Annotated in this window: 16 protein-coding genes and 1 pseudogene; 10 read left to right on the forward strand and 7 right to left on the reverse strand. The window is 71.4% G+C overall.

Translation table 11 applies throughout. The features are described 5' to 3' along the window. Positions 1-100 precede the first annotated feature (100 nt). Positions 101-580 carry a universal stress protein gene (locus tag ACGFW5_RS06565; RefSeq protein ID WP_393833060.1) on the reverse strand — a complete coding sequence of 160 codons (480 nt, stop codon included), beginning with the start codon at positions 578-580 and terminating at the stop codon, positions 101-103. Positions 581-651: 71 nt separating this feature from the next. Here ACGFW5_RS06565 and lysX point away from each other — a divergent pair, with 71 nt between their 5' ends. Beyond that, entirely contained in the window at positions 652-3,921 is a 3,270-nt protein-coding gene (gene lysX, locus ACGFW5_RS06570; RefSeq protein WP_393833061.1) for a bifunctional lysylphosphatidylglycerol synthetase/lysine--tRNA ligase LysX, read from the forward strand. Between the two features lie 129 nt (positions 3,922-4,050). Next, entirely contained in the window at positions 4,051-4,896 is an 846-nt protein-coding gene (locus ACGFW5_RS06575; RefSeq protein ID WP_393833062.1) for a polysaccharide deacetylase family protein, read from the forward strand. Positions 4,897-5,123: 227 nt separating this feature from the next. Here the strand turns inward: ACGFW5_RS06575 and ACGFW5_RS06580 are convergent, their stop codons facing one another. Beyond that, positions 5,124-5,783 (reverse strand): class F sortase, encoded by a 660-nt coding sequence (locus tag ACGFW5_RS06580; RefSeq protein WP_393833063.1) that lies wholly within the window; start codon positions 5,781-5,783, stop codon positions 5,124-5,126. 331 nt (positions 5,784-6,114) lie between these two features. On the opposite strand from ACGFW5_RS06580, the gene ACGFW5_RS06585 reads away from it, so the two are divergent. Further along, a complete protein-coding gene (locus tag ACGFW5_RS06585) occupies positions 6,115-6,606 on the forward strand; it encodes a hypothetical protein (RefSeq protein ID WP_393833064.1) in 492 nt (163 codons plus the stop codon). Between the two features lie 206 nt (positions 6,607-6,812). On the opposite strand, the gene ACGFW5_RS06590 is transcribed toward ACGFW5_RS06585, so the two are convergent. From ACGFW5_RS06590 to ACGFW5_RS06600, 3 genes are all read right to left on the reverse strand, one after another. After that, entirely contained in the window at positions 6,813-7,370 is a 558-nt protein-coding gene (locus tag ACGFW5_RS06590; RefSeq protein ID WP_393833065.1) for a hypothetical protein, read from the reverse strand. 294 nt (positions 7,371-7,664) lie between these two features. After that, entirely contained in the window at positions 7,665-8,429 is a 765-nt protein-coding gene (locus ACGFW5_RS06595) for a hypothetical protein (protein ID WP_393833066.1), read from the reverse strand. Between the two features lie 25 nt (positions 8,430-8,454). After that, entirely contained in the window at positions 8,455-9,045 is a 591-nt protein-coding gene (locus tag ACGFW5_RS06600; RefSeq protein ID WP_393833067.1) for a hypothetical protein, read from the reverse strand. A 226-nt stretch (positions 9,046-9,271) separates the two neighbouring features. Between ACGFW5_RS06600 and ACGFW5_RS06605 the strand changes: the two genes are divergently transcribed. The 3 genes from ACGFW5_RS06605 (at position 9,272) to ACGFW5_RS06615 (ending at position 13,473) form a co-directional block, all read left to right on the forward strand. Beyond that, the gene (locus tag ACGFW5_RS06605) at positions 9,272-10,234 is read left to right on the forward strand and encodes an SCO0930 family lipoprotein (RefSeq protein WP_393833068.1); all 963 of its coding nucleotides are present in this window, start codon (positions 9,272-9,274) and stop codon (positions 10,232-10,234) included. A 255-nt stretch (positions 10,235-10,489) separates the two neighbouring features. Continuing rightward, a complete protein-coding gene (locus tag ACGFW5_RS06610; protein WP_393833090.1) occupies positions 10,490-11,302 on the forward strand; it encodes an SAM-dependent methyltransferase in 813 nt (270 codons plus the stop codon). 29 nt (positions 11,303-11,331) lie between these two features. Then, positions 11,332-13,473 carry a putative bifunctional diguanylate cyclase/phosphodiesterase gene (locus tag ACGFW5_RS06615; RefSeq protein WP_393833091.1) on the forward strand — a complete coding sequence of 714 codons (2,142 nt, stop codon included), beginning with the start codon at positions 11,332-11,334 and terminating at the stop codon, positions 13,471-13,473. Positions 13,474-13,530: 57 nt separating this feature from the next. On the opposite strand, the gene ACGFW5_RS06620 is transcribed toward ACGFW5_RS06615, so the two are convergent. Beyond that, positions 13,531-14,433, reverse strand: a complete 903-nt coding sequence (locus tag ACGFW5_RS06620) for a LysR family transcriptional regulator (protein ID WP_393833069.1) — start codon at positions 14,431-14,433, stop codon at positions 13,531-13,533. Positions 14,434-14,516: 83 nt separating this feature from the next. Between ACGFW5_RS06620 and ACGFW5_RS06625 the strand changes: the two genes are divergently transcribed. The 3 genes from ACGFW5_RS06625 to ACGFW5_RS06635 are packed head-to-tail and all read left to right on the forward strand — an operon-like array spanning position 14,517 to position 17,981. Beyond that, positions 14,517-15,221, forward strand: coding sequence for a succinate dehydrogenase cytochrome b subunit (locus ACGFW5_RS06625; protein WP_393833070.1), 705 nt, complete (start codon positions 14,517-14,519; stop codon positions 15,219-15,221). Between the two features lies 1 nt (position 15,222). Then, positions 15,223-17,229, forward strand: coding sequence for a fumarate reductase/succinate dehydrogenase flavoprotein subunit (locus tag ACGFW5_RS06630; RefSeq protein WP_393833071.1), 2,007 nt, complete (start codon positions 15,223-15,225; stop codon positions 17,227-17,229). Then, entirely contained in the window at positions 17,226-17,981 is a 756-nt protein-coding gene (locus tag ACGFW5_RS06635) for a succinate dehydrogenase/fumarate reductase iron-sulfur subunit (RefSeq protein ID WP_393833072.1), read from the forward strand. The genes ACGFW5_RS06630 and ACGFW5_RS06635 overlap by 4 nt, the downstream gene beginning before the upstream one ends. A 132-nt stretch (positions 17,982-18,113) precedes the next feature. Here ACGFW5_RS06635 and ACGFW5_RS06640 read toward each other — a convergent pair whose 3' ends face one another. Beyond that, positions 18,114-19,862, reverse strand: coding sequence for a glycosyl hydrolase family 18 protein (locus ACGFW5_RS06640; RefSeq protein ID WP_393833073.1), 1,749 nt, complete (start codon positions 19,860-19,862; stop codon positions 18,114-18,116). A 393-nt stretch (positions 19,863-20,255) separates the two neighbouring features. On the opposite strand from ACGFW5_RS06640, the pseudogene ACGFW5_RS06645 reads away from it, so the two are divergent. Then, a pseudogene (locus ACGFW5_RS06645) lies at positions 20,256-20,538 on the forward strand (hypothetical protein); the annotation flags it as partial.

The raw sequence follows: 20,538 nt of genomic DNA on the forward strand, positions 1-20,538 counted from the left end.
GGGCGAGGCCGGATGCGCACCGACCCGGATGGGTGAAGCCGGATGCTCGCCGACCCCGGATGGGTGAGGCCGGGCTCCGCCGACCGGGCGGGGCGGGACGCTACGGCACCACGGTGACCGGCCAGCGGCCCGCCTTGACCAGGCGCACCGCCACCGAGCCGATGATGCGGTGGCCCGCCGACTCGGACGCGCCCACCACCACCGCGTCCGCCGTGAGCTCGTCGGCCGCCGTCACCAGGCCGGAGTAAGGATCGCCGCGGAAGGTGTGGAACTCCCAGCGGACGTCCCAGATGCCACGGACCCGCTCCGCCGCCGCCCTGATCTCGGCGACCAGGCCCTCGGCGATCTCCACCGTCGTGTCGGCGACGGGCGCGCCGAGCGCGGCACCCGCCGGAAGCACGGGCTGCACGTACACCAGGGCGAGCAGGGCGTTCTGGCGCCGGGCAAGACCACTGGCGTACGCCGCCGCTCTGAGCGAGGACTCGGAGCCGTCGACGCCGGCGACGATCACCTTGGGACCGTCGGTACCGCGTTCGAATCGCTGGGACTCGGGGTGGGGCTGGGGCCGCTGCTCTGTCACGCACCGAGGCTAACGGGCCGGGTGCGGCGCCCGACAGGCGGCCCGGCCCAGGGCTACCTAGAGTGCTGAGCATGGCTGTCAGGGAGGCGGCGCCGATCGCGCCCCGCACCGGCTTTCTGGGGCGGGTGCCCGAAGCGTTCGCGATGTTCTTCGGCGCGCTGGGGCTGTTCTGCGGCGTCATCGCGCTCATTTCGCCGCTGCGCCGACTGCTCCACCCCGTCTCCTGGTTCCTTGACCGGGTCACGGTGCCGGTCAGCGCCAACCTCGCGTACGCCGTCTTTCTGCTGCTCCTCGCGGCCGCGATCGGCGCCCGCAAGAAGGTCGCCTGGTGGCTGGTCGTCGTCTACCTGGGGCTGCTCCTCCTGCTCGACGTGCTGCTGATCGCCGTCACCGAATGGGCGTGGATCCCCAACGGCGTCTTCTGCGGCGTCGCCCTCGTGGTGCTGATCCTGGCCCGCGGGCAGTTCTACGCGCAGACCCGCCGGGGCGCGTTCCGCCGGGCGGTGGGAGTGCTGTGCCTCGGGCTCGCGGCCGGCGTGCTCGTCGGCTGGGGTCTGGTCGAACTGTTCCCGAACAGCCTGCCGCGCGGCCAGCGCCTGCTGTGGGCCTCCAACCGCGTCTTCGGCGGTCTCGTCTCCAACGGCCGGTTCGACGGGAGCCCGCCGAGGCCCCTGTACTTCCTCCTCGGCCTGTTCGGCGCCATCGCCCTGCTGACGGCGGCCTCCACGCTCTTCCGCTCGCAGCGGATGGAGGCCGCGCTGCACGGCGACGAGGAGCCGCGCATCCGGGCCCTGCTCGGCGCGTACGGCCGCCAGGACTCGCTGGGCTACTTCGCCACCCGCCGCGACAAGGCGGTGGTGTTCTCGCCCAACGGCAAGGCCGCCGTCACCTACCGCGTCGAGGCCGGCGTGGCGCTCGCCAGCGGCGACCCGGTGGGCGACACCGGGGCCTGGGGCCCGGCCATCGACGCCTGGCTCGACATCGCCCGCCAGTACGCCTGGGCGCCCGCCGTGATGGGCGCGTCCGAAGAAGGCGCCACCGCCTACGCGCGGCACGGCCTCGGCGCCATCCAGCTCGGCGACGAGGCGATCCTGAACGTCGCCAAGTTCGACCTGGACGGCCGTGACATGCGGGTCACCCGCCAAGCCGTCCGCCGCGTCGAGCGGACCGGCGCCACCACCCGCATCCGGCGCCACTCGGCGCTCAGCGACGAGGAGATGCGGCAGATCGTGGAGCGCGCCGACGCCTGGCGCGACACCGAGACCGAGCGCGGCTTCTCCATGGCGCTCGACCGGCTCGGCGACCCCGCCGACGGCGACTGCCTGCTCGTCGAGGCCTTCGACGCCGAGGGCGGGCTGATCGCGCTGCTCTCCTTCGTGCCCTGGGGACGCGACGGCATCTCGCTCGACCTGATGCGCCGCGACCGCAGCGCACCCAATGGCGTCATGGAGTTCATGGTCGCCGAACTGTGCGCCGTCGTACCGAAGTTGGGGGTGCGACGGGTCTCGCTCAACTTCGCCGTGTTCCGCTCGGCCTTCGAGGAGGGCGCCCGCATCGGCGCCGGGCCCGTGCTGCGGCTGTGGCGCCGGCTGCTGCTCTTCTTCTCCAAGTGGTGGCAGCTGGAAGCGCTCTACCGCTCCAATGTGAAGTACCAGCCGCAGTGGTTCCCCCGCTTCCTGTGCTACGGCGACGCCGGCTCGCTCGCCCGTGTCGGCCTCGCCTCCGGCATCGCCGAGGGCTTCGTCTCCGTACCGAGCCTGCGCAAGCTCTGGGGCAAGGGCCGCGCCAAGGGCGTCACCAAACCCGTCACCACCGCGGGCCTGCCCTCCATCGAGGCGCTTGGCCTGGCGGGCCCGGACAGCGGTGAGATGACGGAGCGTCAACTCCCGGACCAGGTGCGCGTACGCCACCGCAAGCTCGACAGGCTGCGGGCCGACGGAGCCGAGCCCTACCCCGTCGTCATCGCGGCCCGCACCCACACGCTGGCCCGCCTCCGGGCCCAAGGAGAGGGCATGGAGGCCACCGTGGCCGGCCGGGTCATGGCCGTCCGCGACTTCGGCGGCGTCGTCTTCGTCGTCGTACGCGACTGGTCGGGCGATCTCCAGCTCGTCCTCACCCGCGAGGGCGCCGGCGTCGACGTCCTCGACCGGTTCACCCGCGACATCGACCTCGGTGACCACATCACCGCCACCGGCACCACCGCCACCACCGAGAAGGGCGAGTTCTCGCTCTTCGCCACCGGCTGGCAGATGACGGCCAAGTGCCTGCGCCCGCTCCCCGACAAGCGGCGCGGCCTCGCCGACCCCGAGGCCCGCGTGCGCCGGCGCTATCTCGACCTGGTGGCGAGCCCCGAGGCCCGCGACGTGGTCCGCCACCGCTCCACCGCCGTCCAGGCGCTGCGCCAGGGCCTGCTGGACCGGGGCTATCTGGAGGTCGAGACACCGATGCTCCAGCAGATCCACGGCGGCGCCAACGCCCGCCCCTTCACCACCCACATCAACGCCTACGACCTCGATCTGTACCTGCGCATCGCGCCCGAGCTGTACCTCAAACGGCTCTGCGTCGGCGGCGTGGAGAAGGTCTTCGAAATGGGCCGCACCTTCCGCAACGAGGGCGTCTCCTACAAGCACAACCCCGAGTTCACGATGCTGGAGGCCTACCAGGCGTACGCCGACTACGACGTCATGCTCGACCTCACCCGCGAGCTGATCCAGGGCGCCGCCACCGCCGCCTTCGGCTCCCCGATCGCCCGCAAGGCAGGCTCCGACGGCAAGGTCGTCGAGTACGACATCTCCGGGCCCTGGCCCGTCAAGACGCTGTACGGGGCGGTGTCCGAGGCGCTGGGCGAGGAGATCGGCGCCGACACCGGCGAACAGGCGCTGCGCCGACTGTGCGACCGGGCCGGGGTGCCGCACACCCCGGACAGCACACGCGGCGACGTCGTCCTCGAAATGTACGAACGGCTGGTCGAGGAGAAGACACAGCTGCCCACCTTCTACAAGGACTTCCCCACCGAGGTCTCCCCGCTCACCCGCCAGCACCGCACCGATGCGCGGCTCGCCGAACGCTGGGACCTGGTCGCCTTCGGCACCGAACTCGGCACCGCCTACTCGGAGTTGACCGACCCGGTCGAACAGCGGCGCAGGCTCACCGCGCAGTCGCTGCTCGCGGCGGGCGGCGACCCCGAGGCGATGGAGATCGACGAGGACTTCCTCGACGCGCTCGAATACGCCATGCCGCCCACCGGTGGCCTCGGCATCGGCGTGGACCGGCTCGTCATGTTCCTCACCGGCCTCACCATCCGCGAGACGCTGCCCTTCCCGCTGGTCCGCCGTACCTGAACCGCGCCCTGAGCGGTACCGACGGATGACTCCATTCGTGCTGGTGTCGTACGGCTGCTGACGTTTCGCGGGCCCCGCCACGGCCGGCACGCCCTACCCTGCCGCCATGACGAACAAAAGCCGCATGTCATGAAAAGGGATCAGATGATCCCCAGTCGGCGGACACTGCTCCGGATCACCGCCTGCCTCGGAGCCGCCGCCGCGGTACGCCTGCTCACCGCCGAGGACGCCGTCACCCCGACGGCCCCGACCCGGGCGGCGCCGGCCGCGGGTCCCCAGGCCCCCGCCGCCCGGCCGCGGGCCGGCGCCTACCGGCTCGAACCCATGACCGCCTACACCCCACCGCGCTATCACACCGCGCTGCCGCCGGTACGGACCAGACCGTTCCTGAGCATGCCCCAGCTGGGGGAGCACTCGATGGTGCTCACCTTCGACGACGGCCCCGACCCGCGCTACACGCCGGGCATCCTCAAGACCCTGCGCGAGCACGACGTGCGCGCCGTGTTTTTCCTGTGCGGCGAGATGGCCACCGACAACCGGGACCTGCTGCGCGAGATGCGGGACGACGGGCACGTCATCGGCAACCACACCTGGACCCACCCGCAGCTCAACCTGATGGCGCCCGCCGTGATCCGCTCCGAGATCGGCCGCACCAGTGAGGTCATCGAGCAGACACTGGGCGAGCCCCCGCAATGGTTCCGCGCGCCGTACGGTGCGTGGAACCGCAATGTGTTCGAGATCCAGGCCGAGATGGGAATGGAGCCACTCGCCTGGACCGTGGACACCCTCGACTGGACCACGCCCGGCACCCCCACCATCATCCGCCGGGTCATGGACGGAGCCGCGCCGGGCGTCGTGGTGCTCTCGCACGACGCGGGCGGCGACCGCTCGCAGAGCGTGGCGGCCCTGCGCAGCTATCTGCCCCAACTCCTGTCCCAGGGATACGAGTTGAAAGTCCCGCCGCGTCGTAGGTGATCCCGCCCCCGACGGCGTCCCGGCAGGCGTGCCCGGCCTCCCGGCAGGCGTGCCGGCCGCTCCAGGGCTGCCCGGGCACGTGTCAGGACGTGCTCGGGCACTCCAGGACTCGCTCGGGCACGCCGGAACGTGCGCGGGCGCTCCAGACTCGCTCGGGCACGCCGGAACGTACTCGGGCACGCCGGAACGTACTCGGGCACGTCAGAACGTGCTCGGGCACCTCACGGTCACTTGACGGACACCAGGCGCGCGAAGGCCACCACGTTCCCGTCGTACCCACGGGCCTTGGAGAAGCCGCCGCCACACGTGATCACCCGCAGCTCCGGGTGCCCGGTGTCGCCGTACACGCGGGCGCCCGGGAAGGTGGCCTTGTCGAAGACCTCGACGCCGTACACCTCGAACACCGCGGTGCGGCCGTCGAAACGGTCCACCTCGATGTGGTTGCCCTTGTCGAGCGACCCGAGCCCGTAGAAGACCGCGGGGCCCTTCATGTTGTCGACGTGGCCGACGATCACCGACGTACCGCGCATGCCCGGGGCCACGCCGTTCTGGTACCAGCCGGCCAGGTTCGCGTCCTGGGGCGGAGGCGCCTGCACCCATCCCTGGGCGTCGGTGCCGACGTCCATGAGCGGCGCGTTCACATTGATCGCGTCGATCCGCACGCGGGAGGCCGGCGCGAACGGCAGCGGCTCGACCGCGGCGGCCGGCGGAGGCGTGGACACGGCCCCCGAGCTGCTGGTCAGCGCCGCCGCCGCGGCCGGCTGAGGCGGGCCCATCGTCACGTCCGCCCCGTTGCGCAACAGTGCCAGGCCGGTGAGCATCACCAACGCCAGGGCCCCCCAGGGGGAACGCCTGCGATGCTCCATGCCGCTCTCTTCGTGCGCCATGTCTCTTCGTCAACTCCTTCGCCGTCCACCCTCAGCGCGCCTTCGAGCACCGTAAGGGCGGGGCGGCCGCCCGGCGATCGGACGGCGGCGAACGGGTGGCGGTCAACCGGGCCTGACCCATCCGGGTAGTACGCCGGCGAAATTGATCTGACGGTCTGTGACCTGCGGGTCCGTCAGATTCCGGGGCCGAACGGGGGGCCCGCCGTTCACCAGGGTGGATGAGTGCCGAAATGCGGCTTGTATGAGCGGCGGTGAGGGTTCGTCGTGGGAGGCGTACTCGTCGATCATCCCGGAGCACGGCTTCGGGGCGTCCTCCCATGGAGGTTCAACGATGCGTGCTTCACGCGCTCTAACGGTGGCGCTGGTGGCCGGCGCCGCGCTCGGGTTCGCCGCCCCGATGGCCGTCGCAGGGGGGCCGCCGTCCGGTGGGCCGACCAGTGTCGAAGTCGACCCCTCCGAAGTCCACCAGGGCGCCACCCTGAGGGTCACCGTCAGGGGCTGCCCGAACGGCGGCAGAGTCAGCTCGAACGCCTTCGACGAGGTCTACCTGTCGCGGGGCGGCGAGCTCAGCTTCGCCACCGCGAGGATCCACGACCACACGACGCCGGGCAACTACAGCCTCGCGGTCAAGTGCAACGACAACGACCGGGTCGCGACGCGCAGCTTCCGGGTCCTCGAAGGCCGGGGTGCCGACGGCGGGCTCGGCGGCGCCGCGGGCCCGACCAGCACCGAGATGGCGGTCGGCGGCGGCCTCGTCGGCACGGCCGCGATCGGCGGCGCGCTGTTCGTGGCCCGTCGGCGCCGCGCAGGCGTAGGGGTCTGACCGGACGAACCTCCCGGAAGGACCTCACGGCCCGTCGTCCCCGAGTCCCGGCCAGGACTCGGGGACGACGGGCGTGGCGGCCGGGTGGGAAGCGGGGGAGGCGGCGCGGGGAGCGCGAAACGTGCCGCCATGGCCGGGCGTGTGTCCCGGACACGTGGGTGTTCCGGACACGCGGCTGGTCCCGGCCATGATCCACCAGACACCCCCTAGTGCTGCCGTCCGGCGGAGCGCCTGCGCAGGACGTAGAACGCGCCGCCGCCCGCCACCGCGATCAGCGCCGCGCCGACCGCAAGCTCGACGACGTCGAGACCGTCGCCCGTGCTGCCGCCGAGGCCGCCGCGGACACCGAGCGGGGGTGTGGTGGTCCGGACGGTGGGGCTGACGGTGGGCCGGGTGGTGGAGCTGGCGGTCGGCGAACCACCGGCGATCGTCAGCTGCGTGGTTCCCCGCACGCCGTCGCAGTTGAACGTGACCGTGTACGAAGCGCCGCGCTTCGCGTCCGAGTCGACCGTCGCGTTCCTTGAGCTGTCCTTGGGGATGGTGACGGTGTTGAAGACGCCGGAGGTCGCCGTCGCATCGCCGGAGCAGTTGGTGGCGTTCAGCGTGACCTGGCCACCGGGCGCGATCACCGACGGGGTCACGCTGAAGGCGGGCGTTCCGGGGTTCGCGTTGGCGCTGCCGTTGGCCGCCACGGCCGTGGACGGGGCGAGCGCGAGCGCGCCGGCGCCGATCAGTGCGACGGATGCGATGCGTATCGCGCCCATGGTCAATCCTCCGGTCCCCGAGGAGCAGCTGCGGAACCGATTCCACATAAGGGGTCAATGCACCTCGATGCCCGGAACGCTAGGAGGCGGCGCGGCGTGTCGCGATCGGTGTCCGGCGAATGGGGCATCGAGGTCCCCCACCCGGCCGAGCGGACACCGCGCCGAGCGGACACTGGGCCCAGCGGACACCGGGCCCAGCGGACACCGCGCCGGGCGGCGCGGTGTCAGGGGCTCGGCGTCAGGGGTGGGGTGTCGGGGGGTGGGGTGTCGGGCGGTGACGCAGCCCTCGGCGGGTCAGCCGATGCCGGGGAACAGGTCGAGGAAGGGGCCCGCCGTCGCGGAGATGCCCCGTCCGAAGGGGGCGTCGAAGTCCCAGATCAGGAAGAGCAGGAAGGCGATGAGGGCGCTGAAGAGGCCGGCCAGCAGCAGTTCCCGCCAGGTGCGCCTGATCTGAAGGGTGAAGATCAGGCCGACGGTGACCAGGGCCCCGGTGATCAGGCCGAACCAGACGACCCCCGGCATGGTGGCGCCCGCCCCCTGCCCGCGGGCGGTCCGGGCGGCGTCCACGGCCCCGACCTGGTCGATCAGCGGCTGGTAGGCCTGCGCCTCGAAGTCGTTCGCGGGGTGGTAGTCCGTCACGTCGCGGCGGATCTTCTCCAGTTTCTGCGCGCCCTCGTCGGTGAGGTCGCCGTGCTTGGCCATGTGGCTCCACTCGGTGTGCACCACGTAGGACGCGTACGCCTCGACGTCCGCCCGGGTCCGCTCGCGCACCTCGGCCGGGTACACCTGGACGCGCTGGCTGATCTCGTGCAGCGCCTGGGCCTCCTGCTGTACGTCCGCCTGGGCGGCCCCGCGGCCCTCCCACACGCCGGCGATGGCGAGGCCGAGGACGATGGCGTACACCACGCCGATCATCATCGTCATGTACTCGATGACGTCCGGAGTGCCGGAGGGGTCGTCGTTCTCCGGGTCGACGCGGCGGTTGCTGAACAGGGTGATGGTGAGGACGACCGCGCAGGCGGCGGCCATCGCGATGACCAGGACGAGCCAGTCGGACAAGGGGGGCCTCTCAGGAATGCGGGGCTCAGCGCGAGCGGGAGCCGGAGCGGGTGCGCAGCAGTGCCGCGCCGAGCACGGCGGGCGCGGTGATGAGCAGCGTGAGGGTGACGGGGGAGAGCCGCGGCGCGGGCTTCTTGCGCGGCGGCATCCGGTAGGCGCGCAGGACGATCCGCTGCGCGGCCGGCGGCCCGGGGCGCGGCGAGGCGCCGGGCGGGGGCGGAACCGGGGGCGCCACCGGCGCCCGGGGCGGCGGGGGCGGCACGGGCGGCACGGCGGGCCGGTGCACCACCGGAGGAGGCGCCGGGGCGGGCGGCGCGGGGTGCGACGGCGGGGTGGGGCGGGGCGCGGGCGGGGCCGGTGGAGGCGGCGGCGGGGGTGTCGGCGGCGGTGGCGGCGTGGGCACCCGGGTGTGTGTGGGCCTGGGGTGCGGCCAGGGCGGGAAGGGGCAGTGGGCATGGCCCGAGCCCGCCACCGCCCAGGGCGATCCGCCCCCGCTGCCCTGCGATACGGACGCGTACGCACAGGCGTCGGCCCGCGCGGGCGGCGCCGGCGCGGCCAGCAGCACGGTGAAGGCCGTGGCGGCGAGCAGCCGCCCGGCGAGGTGTCGTCCTTGCACGCAGTGATCATCGGGCCGCCGGGCCCGCAGCAGGGGGGCCGTCGAATCGATTCGCCTGAAGGAAGGAGTTAGCGGCGCTTTGTGTCCGTCGCGTTGACCAGCTGTTCGGGTCCGTTCGGAAAATTCCTGGGCCCGCGTTGAACGCACCGTCGCCCGCCGCCCGTACTTAGGGCCAGTAACCGGTGCCACCGGCGCCTCAACAGCCTTACGGACAACGGGAGTTGACATGAGCACCTGGCGCAGCGCAGCGCTCGCGGCAGCGGCGGCAACAGTACTGGCGGTGACTGCGACGGGCTGCGGCCAGGACAAGGGCAGCGGCTACGCGAGTGGCAACGGACAGCCGGTCGCCAACGCCGGCGCCGCCCAGCAGCCCACCGGCAGCGGCTACGGGTCGAGCGGCGGATACGGGCAGGCGGGCGGCGCGGTGTCCGCGGCGAAACAGGCCGGACAGCTGACGGTCACCGACAGCAAGGACCTGGGCAAGGTCGTCACCGACAGCGCCGGGTTCACGCTCTACCGCTTCGACAAGGACACCGCGAGTCCCCCCGCATCGAAGTGCGACGGCGACTGCGCGAAGACCTGGCCCGCGGTGCCCGCCGACGGCGTCACCGCGCCGGCGGGCACCGACCAGTCCAAGCTCGGCTCGGTCACCCGCGCGGACGGCACCAAGCAGCTCACCATCGGCGGCTGGCCGATGTACCGCTATGCCAAGGACACCAACCCCGGCGACACCAACGGGCAGAACGTGGGCGGCACTTGGCACGCCGCGGCGCCCGACGGCAAGAAGGCATCAGCGGCGGCGGCCGCGCCGGCCGCCACCGAGGCGCTGCCGGGCCTCTCCGTCCGCAAGGACGCCAAGCTCGGCGACGTCATCGTCGACGCCCGCGGCATGACCGTCTACCGGTTCAAGAAGGACTCGGCCTGGCCCATGAAGTCGGCCTGCACCGGCGCCTGTCTCCAGAAGTGGCCGGTGGTGGCGCCCGTCGAGAAGGACAACACCAAGGGCATCGCGCTCAAGGGTTTCGTGACCTTCGACCGGCCCGACGGCGTCAAGCAGCAGTCCATCACCTGCTGGCCCGTCTACACGTTCTCCGGCGACACCAAGCCCGGCGACACCAACGGCCAGGGCGCGGGCGGCACCTGGTACGCCGTCTCCCCCCAGGGCAAGCTCGTCGGCGCGCCCAAGTAGCCCTGGGCGCAACCCCGTCGGCCCGGCACCGCGACCCCCGCGCGGCGCCGGGCCCACGCGTGTGTCCACCCACCGGTACGATTGCGTGCCTCGCCGTGTCTGCCCGTACGATACGGCGCACATGCCCTCGGCCTGTGACCAAGAACGGACGAGCATTTTCCGTTTTTACTCGCTCTCCCGGCGGACGATCAGTAGCCTCAGGCGCAAACAATGGTCATGGTCATGGCCTCCTGCGGCGACTTGTTGGAGACATTGATGGAGCGTCCCGCCTGGGCCCCCCAGGGCATCGACATCTCGGTGCCGAGCGTGTCCCGCATATACGACTACTACCTGGGCGGTTCGCACAATTTCGAGGTGGACCGGGAAGCGGCCCGCGAGGCCATGCGGTTCATGCCGGGGCTTCCCAAGGTCATGCAGGCCAACCGCGCTTTCATGCGGCGCGCCGTGCGCTTCGCCGTCGATGAGGGCATCACGCAATTCCTGGACATCGGATCCGGAATCCCGACCTTCGGAAATGTTCACGAAGTCGCCCACGCGGCCAGCCCCGGGGCCCGCGTCCTGTACGTCGATCACGACCCGGTCGCCGTCGCCCACAGCCGCGCCGTCCTTGAGGGCAACGACCAGGCCGCGATCACGGCGGCCGATCTGCGCAAGCCGCAGGACATCCTGTGCGCTCCCGAACTGAACCAACTCCTCGACCTGTCACGGCCGGTGGCGCTGCTCCTGGTGGCCGTGCTGCACTTCGTCGAGGACCAGGACGACCCCCGCGCGGCGGTCGCCGAGCTGCGCGACGCACTCGCCCCGGGCAGCCTGCTCGTGCTCACCCACGCGTCCTACGAGGGCATCCCGCTCAGCGAGGAAGAGGCCGGCGGCACGGTGGGCGTCTACCGCAACATCAAGAACCCGCTGGTCATGCGCTCCCGCGAGGAAGTCGCCGGATTCTTCGACGGGTTCACGATGGTCGAGCCCGGCCTGGTCTCGATGCCGCTGTGGCGGCCCGAGAACGACACCGACCAGGAAGATCCGTACGCCTTCTCGGGCTTTGCCGGCGTGGGGCGCAAGGCGTGAGCACCCCGCCCCCGGCGCCGGCTCCGGACATGGCGCCGGACAGCCCCGAAGACCGGCTCAGACGGTTCGCGACGATCTGGAGCCGGGCGATCTTCCCGGTGACGGCGACCTCGCTGACCCGGCCCGAGTTCGAGCAGCACCTGGTGCCGCTGGCCCGTCGTCTCATCCACGCCCTGCACGGACGCCACTTCGACCCGGCCCCCGCCCACGAGGCGGGAGCCGCCCTGGTCGCCGCGCACTGCACCGACCCGGACGCCCTCAGCCGCACCCTCGGCGTCGTCGAGTCCTACCTCGTCCTGTACTGCGGCACGGGCGACGCGCTCTCCGCCGAAGAGGCGCGGGCCCGCTGTGCCCGGCTCCAGCACGCCCTCGCGGCCGGTTTCGCCGGGGCCCTGCGCGAACGCACCCGGTCCGAGCAGGAAGCCATCGCACGCTCGGCGATGTCGGCGCGCAGCGCGGCCCTCGAAGCCCTGCACACCACCGAGACGCGCTTTCGCGCCGTCTTCGAGGGCGCCGCGATCGGCATCGGCATCGCGGACCTGGAAGGCCGGGTCCTGGAGGTCAACGAAACCCTCACCCGGATGTTCGGCGGCATCGAGGGCCAGATCCGCAGCCGCAACGTCAGCGAGTGGGTGCACCCCGAGGACGCCCCGCAGGTGTGGCGCCTGTACGGGGAACTCGTGCGGGGCGAGCGCGACCACTACCGGGTCGAGAAGCCCTACTACCGGGGCGACGGCACGGTCCTGTGGACCAACCTCACCGTTTCGCTGCTGCGTGACGCCGAGGGCCGCCCCAAATACCAGCTCGCGCTGATGGAGGACACCACCGAGCGACGGCTGCTCAATCTGCGGCTGCGCTACGAGGCCACCCACGACGCGCTCACCGGACTGCCCAACCGCACCCTGTTCTTCGAACGCCTGGAGAAGGCGCTCGCGCCGGGCGACGGCAAACGGTTCGGGCTCTGCTACCTGGACCTCGACGGGTTCAAGGCGGTCAACGACAGCCTCGGCCACTCGGCGGGCGACCGGCTCCTGGTCGAGGTCGCCGACCGGCTCCAGAGCTGCGCGACCGGGCCCGGCGAGATGGTGGCCCGGCTCGGCGGCGACGAGTTCGTGGCGCTCACCACGGGCCCCGACACCGCGTTCGAGGCGGACGAGCTCGCCTCACGGATCCTGAGCACCCTCGCCACCCCGATCCGCATCGAGGGCCGGGAGCTGACCGTGCGGGGCTCGATCGGCGTGGTCGAGGGGCCCGCCGGCGAGCGCAGCGCCGCCGAGGTGCTGCGCAGCGCCGACATCACGATGTACCGGGCGAAATCGGCGGGCGGCAACCGCTTCGAGTTCGCCGACGCCGAGGCCGACGCCCGCGCCATCACCCGGCACGGGCTCACCAACGCGCTGCCCGCCGCCCTGGAGCGCGGCGAGTTCTTCATCGAGTACCAGCCGCTCGTGCACCTCGGCGACGGCAGTGTGCACGGCGCCGAGGCGCTGGTCCGCTGGTCGCATCCGCAGCACGGCGTGCTCGGCCCGGACCGTTTCATCCCGCTCGCCGAACACACCGGCCTCATCGTGCCGCTCGGGCGCTGGGTGATGCAGGAGTCGGTGCGCCAGGCCAGGGCCTGGCAGGAGGCCCACCCCGGCGCCACCGACGGCGGCCCGCTGCGCATCAACGTCAACCTGTCGCCGACCCAGCTCTACCATCCGGGACTGGTGGCCGACACCGTGGAGATGCTGGAGCGCACGGGGCTCGCCCCCGGCGCGCTCTGCCTCGAAGTCACCGAGTCCGCGCTGATCGGCGCCGACGACGACCTTCTCAAGCCGCTGCGTCAGCTCGCCGACATGGGCGTGGACATAGCCCTCGACGACTTCGGAACGGGCTACTCCAACCTGGCCAACCTGCGCAGGCTCCCGGTGAGCGTGCTCAAGCTGGACCGGTCCTTCACCCAGTCCATGCAGCAGCTGCCCGCCGACCCCGTCGACATCAAGATCGTCGAGGGGATCGTGGCGCTGGCCCACAGCCTGTCGCTGGCCGTGACGGTGGAGGGCGTGGAGACGGGCGCGCAGGCCGAGCAGCTGAAGGAGCTGGGCTGCGACACGGCCCAGGGCTGGTACTACGCGCGGCCCGGGGCGCCGGACCGCATCCACTCCCTGGCGCTCATCGACGCGGTGTGATCTCGCGGGGCGGGGGACCGGGGCCGGCGCGCCCCGGCCCCCCGCCCGCGGAACAGGTCAGCCCCCTTCACGTCGCCCCGTCCCGATGCTGAGCAGCAGGCGCTGCAACTCCCGCGCCGCACGCGGCGGGTCGACGTCGCTGCGGTGGGCGAGCGCGATCGTGCGGCGCAGGCCGGGACGGGCCAGCGGGGTCACCCGCAGGTCCCCGGCCCGCGCCGCCACCATGCTCGGCACCACGGCGAGCCCGAGCCCGGCCCGTACGAAGCCGAGCACCGCGTCCATCTCGCCGCCCTCCACGGTGAACGCCGGCTCGAAGCCCTCGGCCCGGCACGCGGCCACCGTCAGCTCCCGCAGGTCGTAGCCGTGCCGGAACATCACGAGCGGCGCATCGCGCAGATCGGCGATGCGCACGCAGGAGTGCGACCCCGGCGCGGCCTCGGCGGTCGAGGAGACGACCACCAGGTCCTCCTGGAGCAGTTCGATCGTGGTGAGAGCGGGCGAACCGGCCGGGAGGGGCAGCACGATGAGGGCCAAGTCCAGTGCGCCGCGCGCCAGTTCACGTACGAGATCGTGTGAGCCGCCCTCCTCGATGAGGAGCTGGATGCCGGGGTGGCGGTCGTGGAAGGCGCGCAGCACGTCCGGCAGGAGCCCCGTGCACAGGCTCGGGGTCGCACCGAGCCGCACCCGGCCGCGCCGCAACTGCGCCAGCTCCTGCACCTCGATCCGGGCGGTGTCCGCGTCCGCCAGGATGCGCCGGGCCAGTGGCAGCAGCGCATCGCCCGCGTCGGTGAGCGCGATATTGCCCCGGGCGCGGCTGAACAGCTCGGCGCCCAGCTCGTTCTCCAGCGCCTTGATCTGCTGGGAGAGGGAGGGCTGAGAGACGTGCACACGCTCGGCGGCCCGGGTGAAGTGCCGGGTCTCGGCGACGGCCACGAAGTAGAGGAGCTGCTGGAACTGCATACCCCTACGATAGGGCATTCCTATGGAGATGAGCCCAACCATGTCTTGGACCTCTTGGGCCCTTCGCCCCTAGCGTCAATCACATGGCTCTGGCAACGCGGACGGACCAACGGCCGTCCATGACGCGCACACTGTGGGACTCGACCCTCGGCAAGAAGACGATCATGGCGGTGAGCGGCCTGATCATGCTGTCCTACCTGGTCGCCCACATGATGGGCAACCTGAAGATCTTCTTCGGGGCCGGCCAGTTCGACTCCTACGCGCACTGGCTGCGCACGATGGGCGAGCCCTTCCTGCACTACGAGTGGGCGCTGTGGCTCATCCGCGTGGTGCTGGTCGCCGCCGTCGTGGGCCACGCCGTCTGCGCCTACCAGCTGAGCCGCCGCGACATCCGGGCGCGGCCCGGCGGTTACGTCCACAAGCGGGCCAGGGCGAGCTACGCGACGCGCACGATGCGCTGGGGCGGCGTGATCCTCGCCCTGTTCATCGTGTGGCACATCCTGGACCTCACGACGGGCACCGTGCACTCCGGCTTCCGGCCCGGCCACCCCTACCAGAACATCGTGGACACCTTCTCGACCTGGTACGGGAACGCGATCTACATCGTGGCGGTGGCCGCGCTCGCCCTGCACGTCCAGCACGGGCTCTGGAGCGCCGCGCAGACCCTCGGGGTGGGCAACGCCACCAGGAACCGGATCCTGAAGGCGCTCGCCCGTGCCCTCGCGCTGCTGCTCTTCGCCGGATTCGTCTCCGTACCCGTAGCCGTCATGACCGGAGTGGTGAGCTGACATGACCTCGTACACCGACTTCACACTGGGCGACCCGATCGCCGACGGCCGGGCGCCGCAGGGGCCGATCGCCGGGCGCTGGGACACCCGCCGCTTCGAGGCCAAGCTGGTCAACCCGGCCAACCGCCGGGGCCGCACCGTCATCGTGGTCGGCACCGGCCTGGCCGGCGGCGCGGCGGGCGCCACCCTCGCCGAACAGGGCTACCACGTCGTCCAGTTCTGCTTCCAGGACTCGCCGCGCCGAGCCCACTCGATCGCCGCGCAGGGCGGCATCAACGCCGCGAAGAACTACCGCAACGACGGCGACTCCGTCCACCGGCTCTTCTACGACACCGTCAAGGGCGGCGACTTCCGCTCCCGCGAATCCAATGTGCACCGCCTCGCCCAGATCTCCGTCGAGATCATCGACCAGTGTGTGGCCCAGGGCGTCCCCTTCGCCCGTGAGTACGGCGGACTCCTCGACACCCGCTCCTTCGGCGGCGTCCAGGTCTCGCGCACCTTCTACGCCCGCGGCCAGACGGGCCAGCAGCTCCTGCTCGGCGCCTACCAGGCACTGTCGCGCCAAATCGCCGCGGGGAACGTGGAGTTGCACCCTCGCACCGAAATGCTCGACCTGATCGTGGTGGACGGCAAGGCGCGCGGCATCGTGGCCCGCGACCTCGTCACCGGCAAGATCGACACGTACTTCGCGGACGCCGTGGTGCTCGCGAGCGGGGGCTACGGCAACGTCTTCTACCTCTCCACCAACGCCATGAACTCCAACGCCACCGCGATCTGGCGGGCTCACCGGCGCGGCGCCTACTTCGCGAACCCCTGCTACACCCAGATCCATCCGACCTGCATCCCGCGCACCGGCGAGCACCAGTCCAAGCTCACCCTGATGAGCGAGTCGCTGCGCAACGACGGCCGTATCTGGGTGCCGAAGACCAAGGGCGACGCCCGTCCGCCGGGCGAGATCCCCGAGGACGAGCGCGACTACTACCTGGAGCGCATCTACCCCGCCTTCGGCAACCTCGTGCCGCGCGACATCGCCTCGCGCGCCGCCAAGCACGTCTGCGACGAGGGGCGCGGGGTCGGACCCGGTGGCCAGGACGGGAGGGGCGGAGCCGAAGGCTCCTCGGCCGAGGGCGGTGGCGGGCGACGGGAGGGCGTCTACCTCGACTTCGCCGACGCCATCGCGCGGATGGGCCGCGCGGCCGTGGAGGCGAAGTACGGCAACCTCTTCGACATGTACGCGCGGATCACCGCCGAGGACCCGTACAGCACACCGATGCGGATCTACCCGGCCGTGCACTACACGATGGGCGGCCTCTGGGTCGACTACGACCTCCAGACCACGATCCCCGGTCTTTTCGCCATCGGCGAGGCCAACTTCTCCGACCACGGCGCCAACCGTCTCGGCGCCTCCGCCCTGATGCAGGGTCTCGCCGACGGATACTTCGTCCTGCCCGCCACGATCAACGACTACCTGGCCCGCAACCCGCACCAGGAACCCGTCACCGACGCACACCCGGCGGTCGCCGAGGCCGTCGCCGAGACCGAGGACCGCCTCCACCTCCTCCTGGCGGTCGACGGCGACCGCACGCCCGACTCCTTCCACCGTGAGATCGGCGAACTCATGTGGGAGTACTGCGGGATGGCCCGCACCGAGGCGGGACTCCGCAAGGCGCTCGACCGGATTCCGCAGATCCGTGCGGAGTTCTGGCGCCGCATCAAGGTGCCGGGCAGCGGCGAGGAGTTCAACCAGTCCTTGGAGAAGGCCAACCGGATCGTCGACTACCTGGAACTCGCCGAGCTCATGTGCCTCGACGCCCTGCACCGCGCCGAATCCTGCGGCGGTCATTTCCGCGAGGAGTCCCAGACCTCCGGCGGCGAGGCCGAACGGCGTGACGCGGAGTTCTCGTACGCCGCCGCCTGGGAGTTCACCGGCATCGGCGCCGCGCCCGTCCTGCACAAGGAAGACCTCGTCTTCGAGTACGTCCACCCCACTCAGCGGAGCTACGCATGAAGCTCACCCTGCGCGTCTGGCGCCAGAAGAACGCCAACTCTGCCGGAAACATGGCCACTTACGACATCGACGACATCTCGACGGACATGTCCTTCCTCGAAATGCTCGACACCCTGAACGAAGAGCTCATCGTCAAGGGCGAGGAGCCCATCGCCTTCGATCACGACTGCCGCGAAGGCATCTGCGGCGCCTGCTCACTCGTCATCAACGGCGACGCCCACGGCCCCGAGAGGACCACCGCCTGCCAGCTCCACATGCGTTCGTTCAGGGACGGCGACACCATCGATGTCGAGCCGTGGCGCGCATCGGCGTTCCCGGTGGTGAAGGACCTGGTGGTGGACCGCTCGGCCTTCGACCGGATCATCCAGGCGGGCGGATACATCAGTGTGCCGACCGGCGCCGCCCCCGACGCGCACGCCACCCCGGTGCCCAAGCCCGACGCGGACTTCGCCTTCGAGCACGCCGAGTGCATCGGCTGCGGCGCCTGCGTGGCGGCCTGCCCCAACGGCTCGGCGATGCTGTTCACCTCCGCGAAGATCAACCATCTCAATGTGCTGCCCCAGGGCGCGCCCGAACGTGAGACACGGGTCCTGGACATGGTCGGGCAGATGGACGCCGAGGGCTTCGGTGGCTGCACCCTGACGGGGGAGTGCGCGACGGCCTGCCCCAAGGGCATCCCGCTCCCGTCGATCGCGGCCATGAACAAGGAGTGGCTGCGGGCGACGAGGAAGGCGCGGAGGGCGGGGCGCTGAGGCGAGGGGGCGAAGGGGCGAGCGGGTGCAGGGGCGTTGAGGCGAAGGGGCGAGCGGGCGAAGGGGCGCGCCCCCGGGTGCCCCCGGGTGCGCGCCCCTGCGTGCACCTCGTACGCGTCGCCGACCGGTTGGCTAGGCCACCGAGAGGTCGTCCCCGTACACCGCACCCTGGCCGTACCATCCGTGCAGGTAGACGGTCACGGTGCCCGAGGCGCCCGTGGTGAACGGCACGCTGAGCTTGCTCCAGCCGCTGGAGTTGGTCCAGGCGCTCCCCGTGGCGCCGCCCCGTACCCCGAGGTAGGCGTAACTGCCCTGCACCCAACCACTCAGCGTGTACTGGGTGTTGGGGGCCAGGGTGAGCGTCTGCGCGCACTCGCCGGTCGTCGCTGAGGTGGGCGCGGTCTTCAGGGCGTACGAACCGCCGTGCGCCGGGCTCGACACCACGGAGGCGCCGCTCTCACAGGTCCACGGGGCGAGCGAGCCGCTTTCGAAGCCGCCGTTGACCAGCGCGCCGGTGGTGCCGCCCGGGCCCGACACGGTGAGGGTGAAGGTGGTCGAGTGGGTGAGCGTACCGGCTGTGCCCGTCACGGTGATCGGGTACGTGCCCGGCGCCGCGGAGGCCGAAGCGGCAACCGTGAGCTGCGCCGAGGCGCCCGCGGTGACGGAGCTCGGGCTGAGCGTCGCCGTCACGCCTGCCGGGGCGCCGGTGGCGGTCAGGGCGAGGGACTTGGCGTTGCCCGACGTCACGGCCGTGCTCACCGTGGCGGTGGTGGAGCCGCCGGGTGCGACGGAGGCCGAGCCGGGTGTGACACCCACCGAGAAGTCGTCCTGGACGGGCCCGCCGCCGCCGGTGAAGGGCTCGAAGGTGTGGCTGAAGTACCACGTGTCCTGGGCGATGCCGGAGCAGGTGTCCGAGCCGCCGGTGCCCGGGCAGCCGCCGTTGTCGCGCTGGAGGGCCCAGAAGGACAGCGTGTTGATGCCCTTGGAGACGGCCCAGTTGTAGACGGCGGTCGCGTCCGCGGTGGTGAACGTCTCGGCCGGCCCGTAGTCGTCGATGCCCGGCATCTCGGTGACGCCGACCATGCCCCACAGCTGGGCGGAGGTACGGCCCGGGTAGAGGGTGTTCAGCTGGTTGTAGAGACCGGTGGCCGCGCTCTGGGTGTCGTTGGCCATGTTGTGGGTGGCGCCGTCGTAGTAGTCGAAGGTCATGAGGTTCACGACGTCGACCTTCGCGCCGTACTTGACCGCGCTCTTGAGCACCGCGAGCCCGCTGTCGGCGAGACCACCCGTGGTGGTGGGCAGGGTGTAGGAGATCTGCACCGAGCGCCCGTTGGCCGCCGCCCAGTCCTGCACCTTCTTGATCGCCTGGTTGCGGCGGTCGATGCCGGCCTTGTTGGTCAGCGAGTTGTCCTCGATGTCCATGTCGAGCCGCGAGAGGTCGTAGGTGGTGATGACCTTCTCGTACGCGGCGGCGATCGAATCCACGGAGGCGCAGCTGTCGGCGATCTCGGTGCCGCCGTTGTCGGCCGCGTATCCGCCGAAGGACGGGATGACGTCGCCACCGCGCGAGCGGATGGTGGAGATGTCGGCGCCGAACACGGACGACGAGATCGGCTGCTCGGTCGAGCCGTTCCAGTACGGGGTGCAGGAGCCCTTGGTCTCGGTCTGCACGAACGCCATGGTCAGGTACTTGGCGCCCGACTTCTGCGCCAGGTCGGCGGGGCTGTCCGAGGAGTACGCCTCGAAGTAGGGCGCGAAGACATGGGCCGGGAGCGGAGTCGCGGCGTGCGCCGCGCCGCCCGTCCCGATGACGAGGCCGGCGGACGCGGCGACGGTGCTGAGCGTGGCGAGCAGGGCGCGGACGGATCTCGGACGTCTCATCGGGGCTCTCCGACGGGGGTGTGAGAAGGGTGCGGACGCCCCATGATTGGTCTGGACCAGCGACCGGTCAAGGGTCTAGGCCAATATTTCCGCGTGAGGTGAGCGGCGTGCCCAACTGGCCGCTCGGGAAAGGGAGTCGGAGTACTTCTGTCGTCGTGGCCGTCCGCGGAGGCCCTGACTCCCGCGGCGCTGGAGCAGGTCGGCCACGGCGGCCGGAGGGGCAGCCGTTGCGGCGGACCAGCGCGGCCGCGTCAGGTGCGGCCGGGGGTCGGTGCCGGGCGGGGCCGTTCTCAGCCGCAGTCGTCGGGCGAGCCGGCCGGATCCTCGTGATTCTGGGCAACTCCGCGATGCGCTCCCGTAATTCGGGTCGCGTGGTGCTGTCATCCTTGGTCGGTGTCTTCATCTGATCATGCGGGCGTCGTGTTCTTCGATGTCGATGGCACCCTCGTGCCGGGTGCGAGCTCGTCGGTCTTCCTGGCCGGCTTCCTCGGCCATCGGGACGAGTTGACCAGGGCCGAGGATTCCTATGCCTCCGGTGACCTGGACAATCGGCAAGTTTCCGAGCTGGACGCCAAGGGCTGGGGGGTGTCTGGTGGATCATGGCCGGGGGTGCGGCGCCTGGCACGGCACCTCGCGGCGTTGCCGAAACGCCCCGATAGCTCCGCTATCACGACGT

This window comes from Streptomyces sp. NPDC048416 (assembly GCF_043200435.1).
Lineage (GTDB): Bacteria > Actinomycetota > Actinomycetes > Streptomycetales > Streptomycetaceae > Streptomyces.

Coding starts and splice junctions, on each gene's coding strand:
- lysX (WP_393833061.1), top strand. CDS start 652: ATGGCTGTCAGGGAGGCGGCGCCGATCGCGCCCCGCACCGGCTTTCTG.
- ACGFW5_RS06575 (WP_393833062.1), top strand. CDS start 4,051: ATGAAAAGGGATCAGATGATCCCCAGTCGGCGGACACTGCTCCGGATC.
- ACGFW5_RS06580 (WP_393833063.1), bottom strand. CDS start 5,783: ATGGCGCACGAAGAGAGCGGCATGGAGCATCGCAGGCGTTCCCCCTGG.
- ACGFW5_RS06585 (WP_393833064.1), top strand. CDS start 6,115: ATGCGTGCTTCACGCGCTCTAACGGTGGCGCTGGTGGCCGGCGCCGCG.
- ACGFW5_RS06590 (WP_393833065.1), bottom strand. CDS start 7,370: ATGGGCGCGATACGCATCGCATCCGTCGCACTGATCGGCGCCGGCGCG.
- ACGFW5_RS06605 (WP_393833068.1), top strand. CDS start 9,272: ATGAGCACCTGGCGCAGCGCAGCGCTCGCGGCAGCGGCGGCAACAGTA.
- ACGFW5_RS06610 (WP_393833090.1), top strand. CDS start 10,490: ATGGAGCGTCCCGCCTGGGCCCCCCAGGGCATCGACATCTCGGTGCCG.
- ACGFW5_RS06615 (WP_393833091.1), top strand. CDS start 11,332: ATGGCGCCGGACAGCCCCGAAGACCGGCTCAGACGGTTCGCGACGATC.
- ACGFW5_RS06620 (WP_393833069.1), bottom strand. CDS start 14,433: ATGCAGTTCCAGCAGCTCCTCTACTTCGTGGCCGTCGCCGAGACCCGG.
- ACGFW5_RS06625 (WP_393833070.1), top strand. CDS start 14,517: ATGGCTCTGGCAACGCGGACGGACCAACGGCCGTCCATGACGCGCACA.
- ACGFW5_RS06630 (WP_393833071.1), top strand. CDS start 15,223: ATGACCTCGTACACCGACTTCACACTGGGCGACCCGATCGCCGACGGC.
- ACGFW5_RS06635 (WP_393833072.1), top strand. CDS start 17,226: ATGAAGCTCACCCTGCGCGTCTGGCGCCAGAAGAACGCCAACTCTGCC.
- ACGFW5_RS06640 (WP_393833073.1), bottom strand. CDS start 19,862: ATGAGACGTCCGAGATCCGTCCGCGCCCTGCTCGCCACGCTCAGCACC.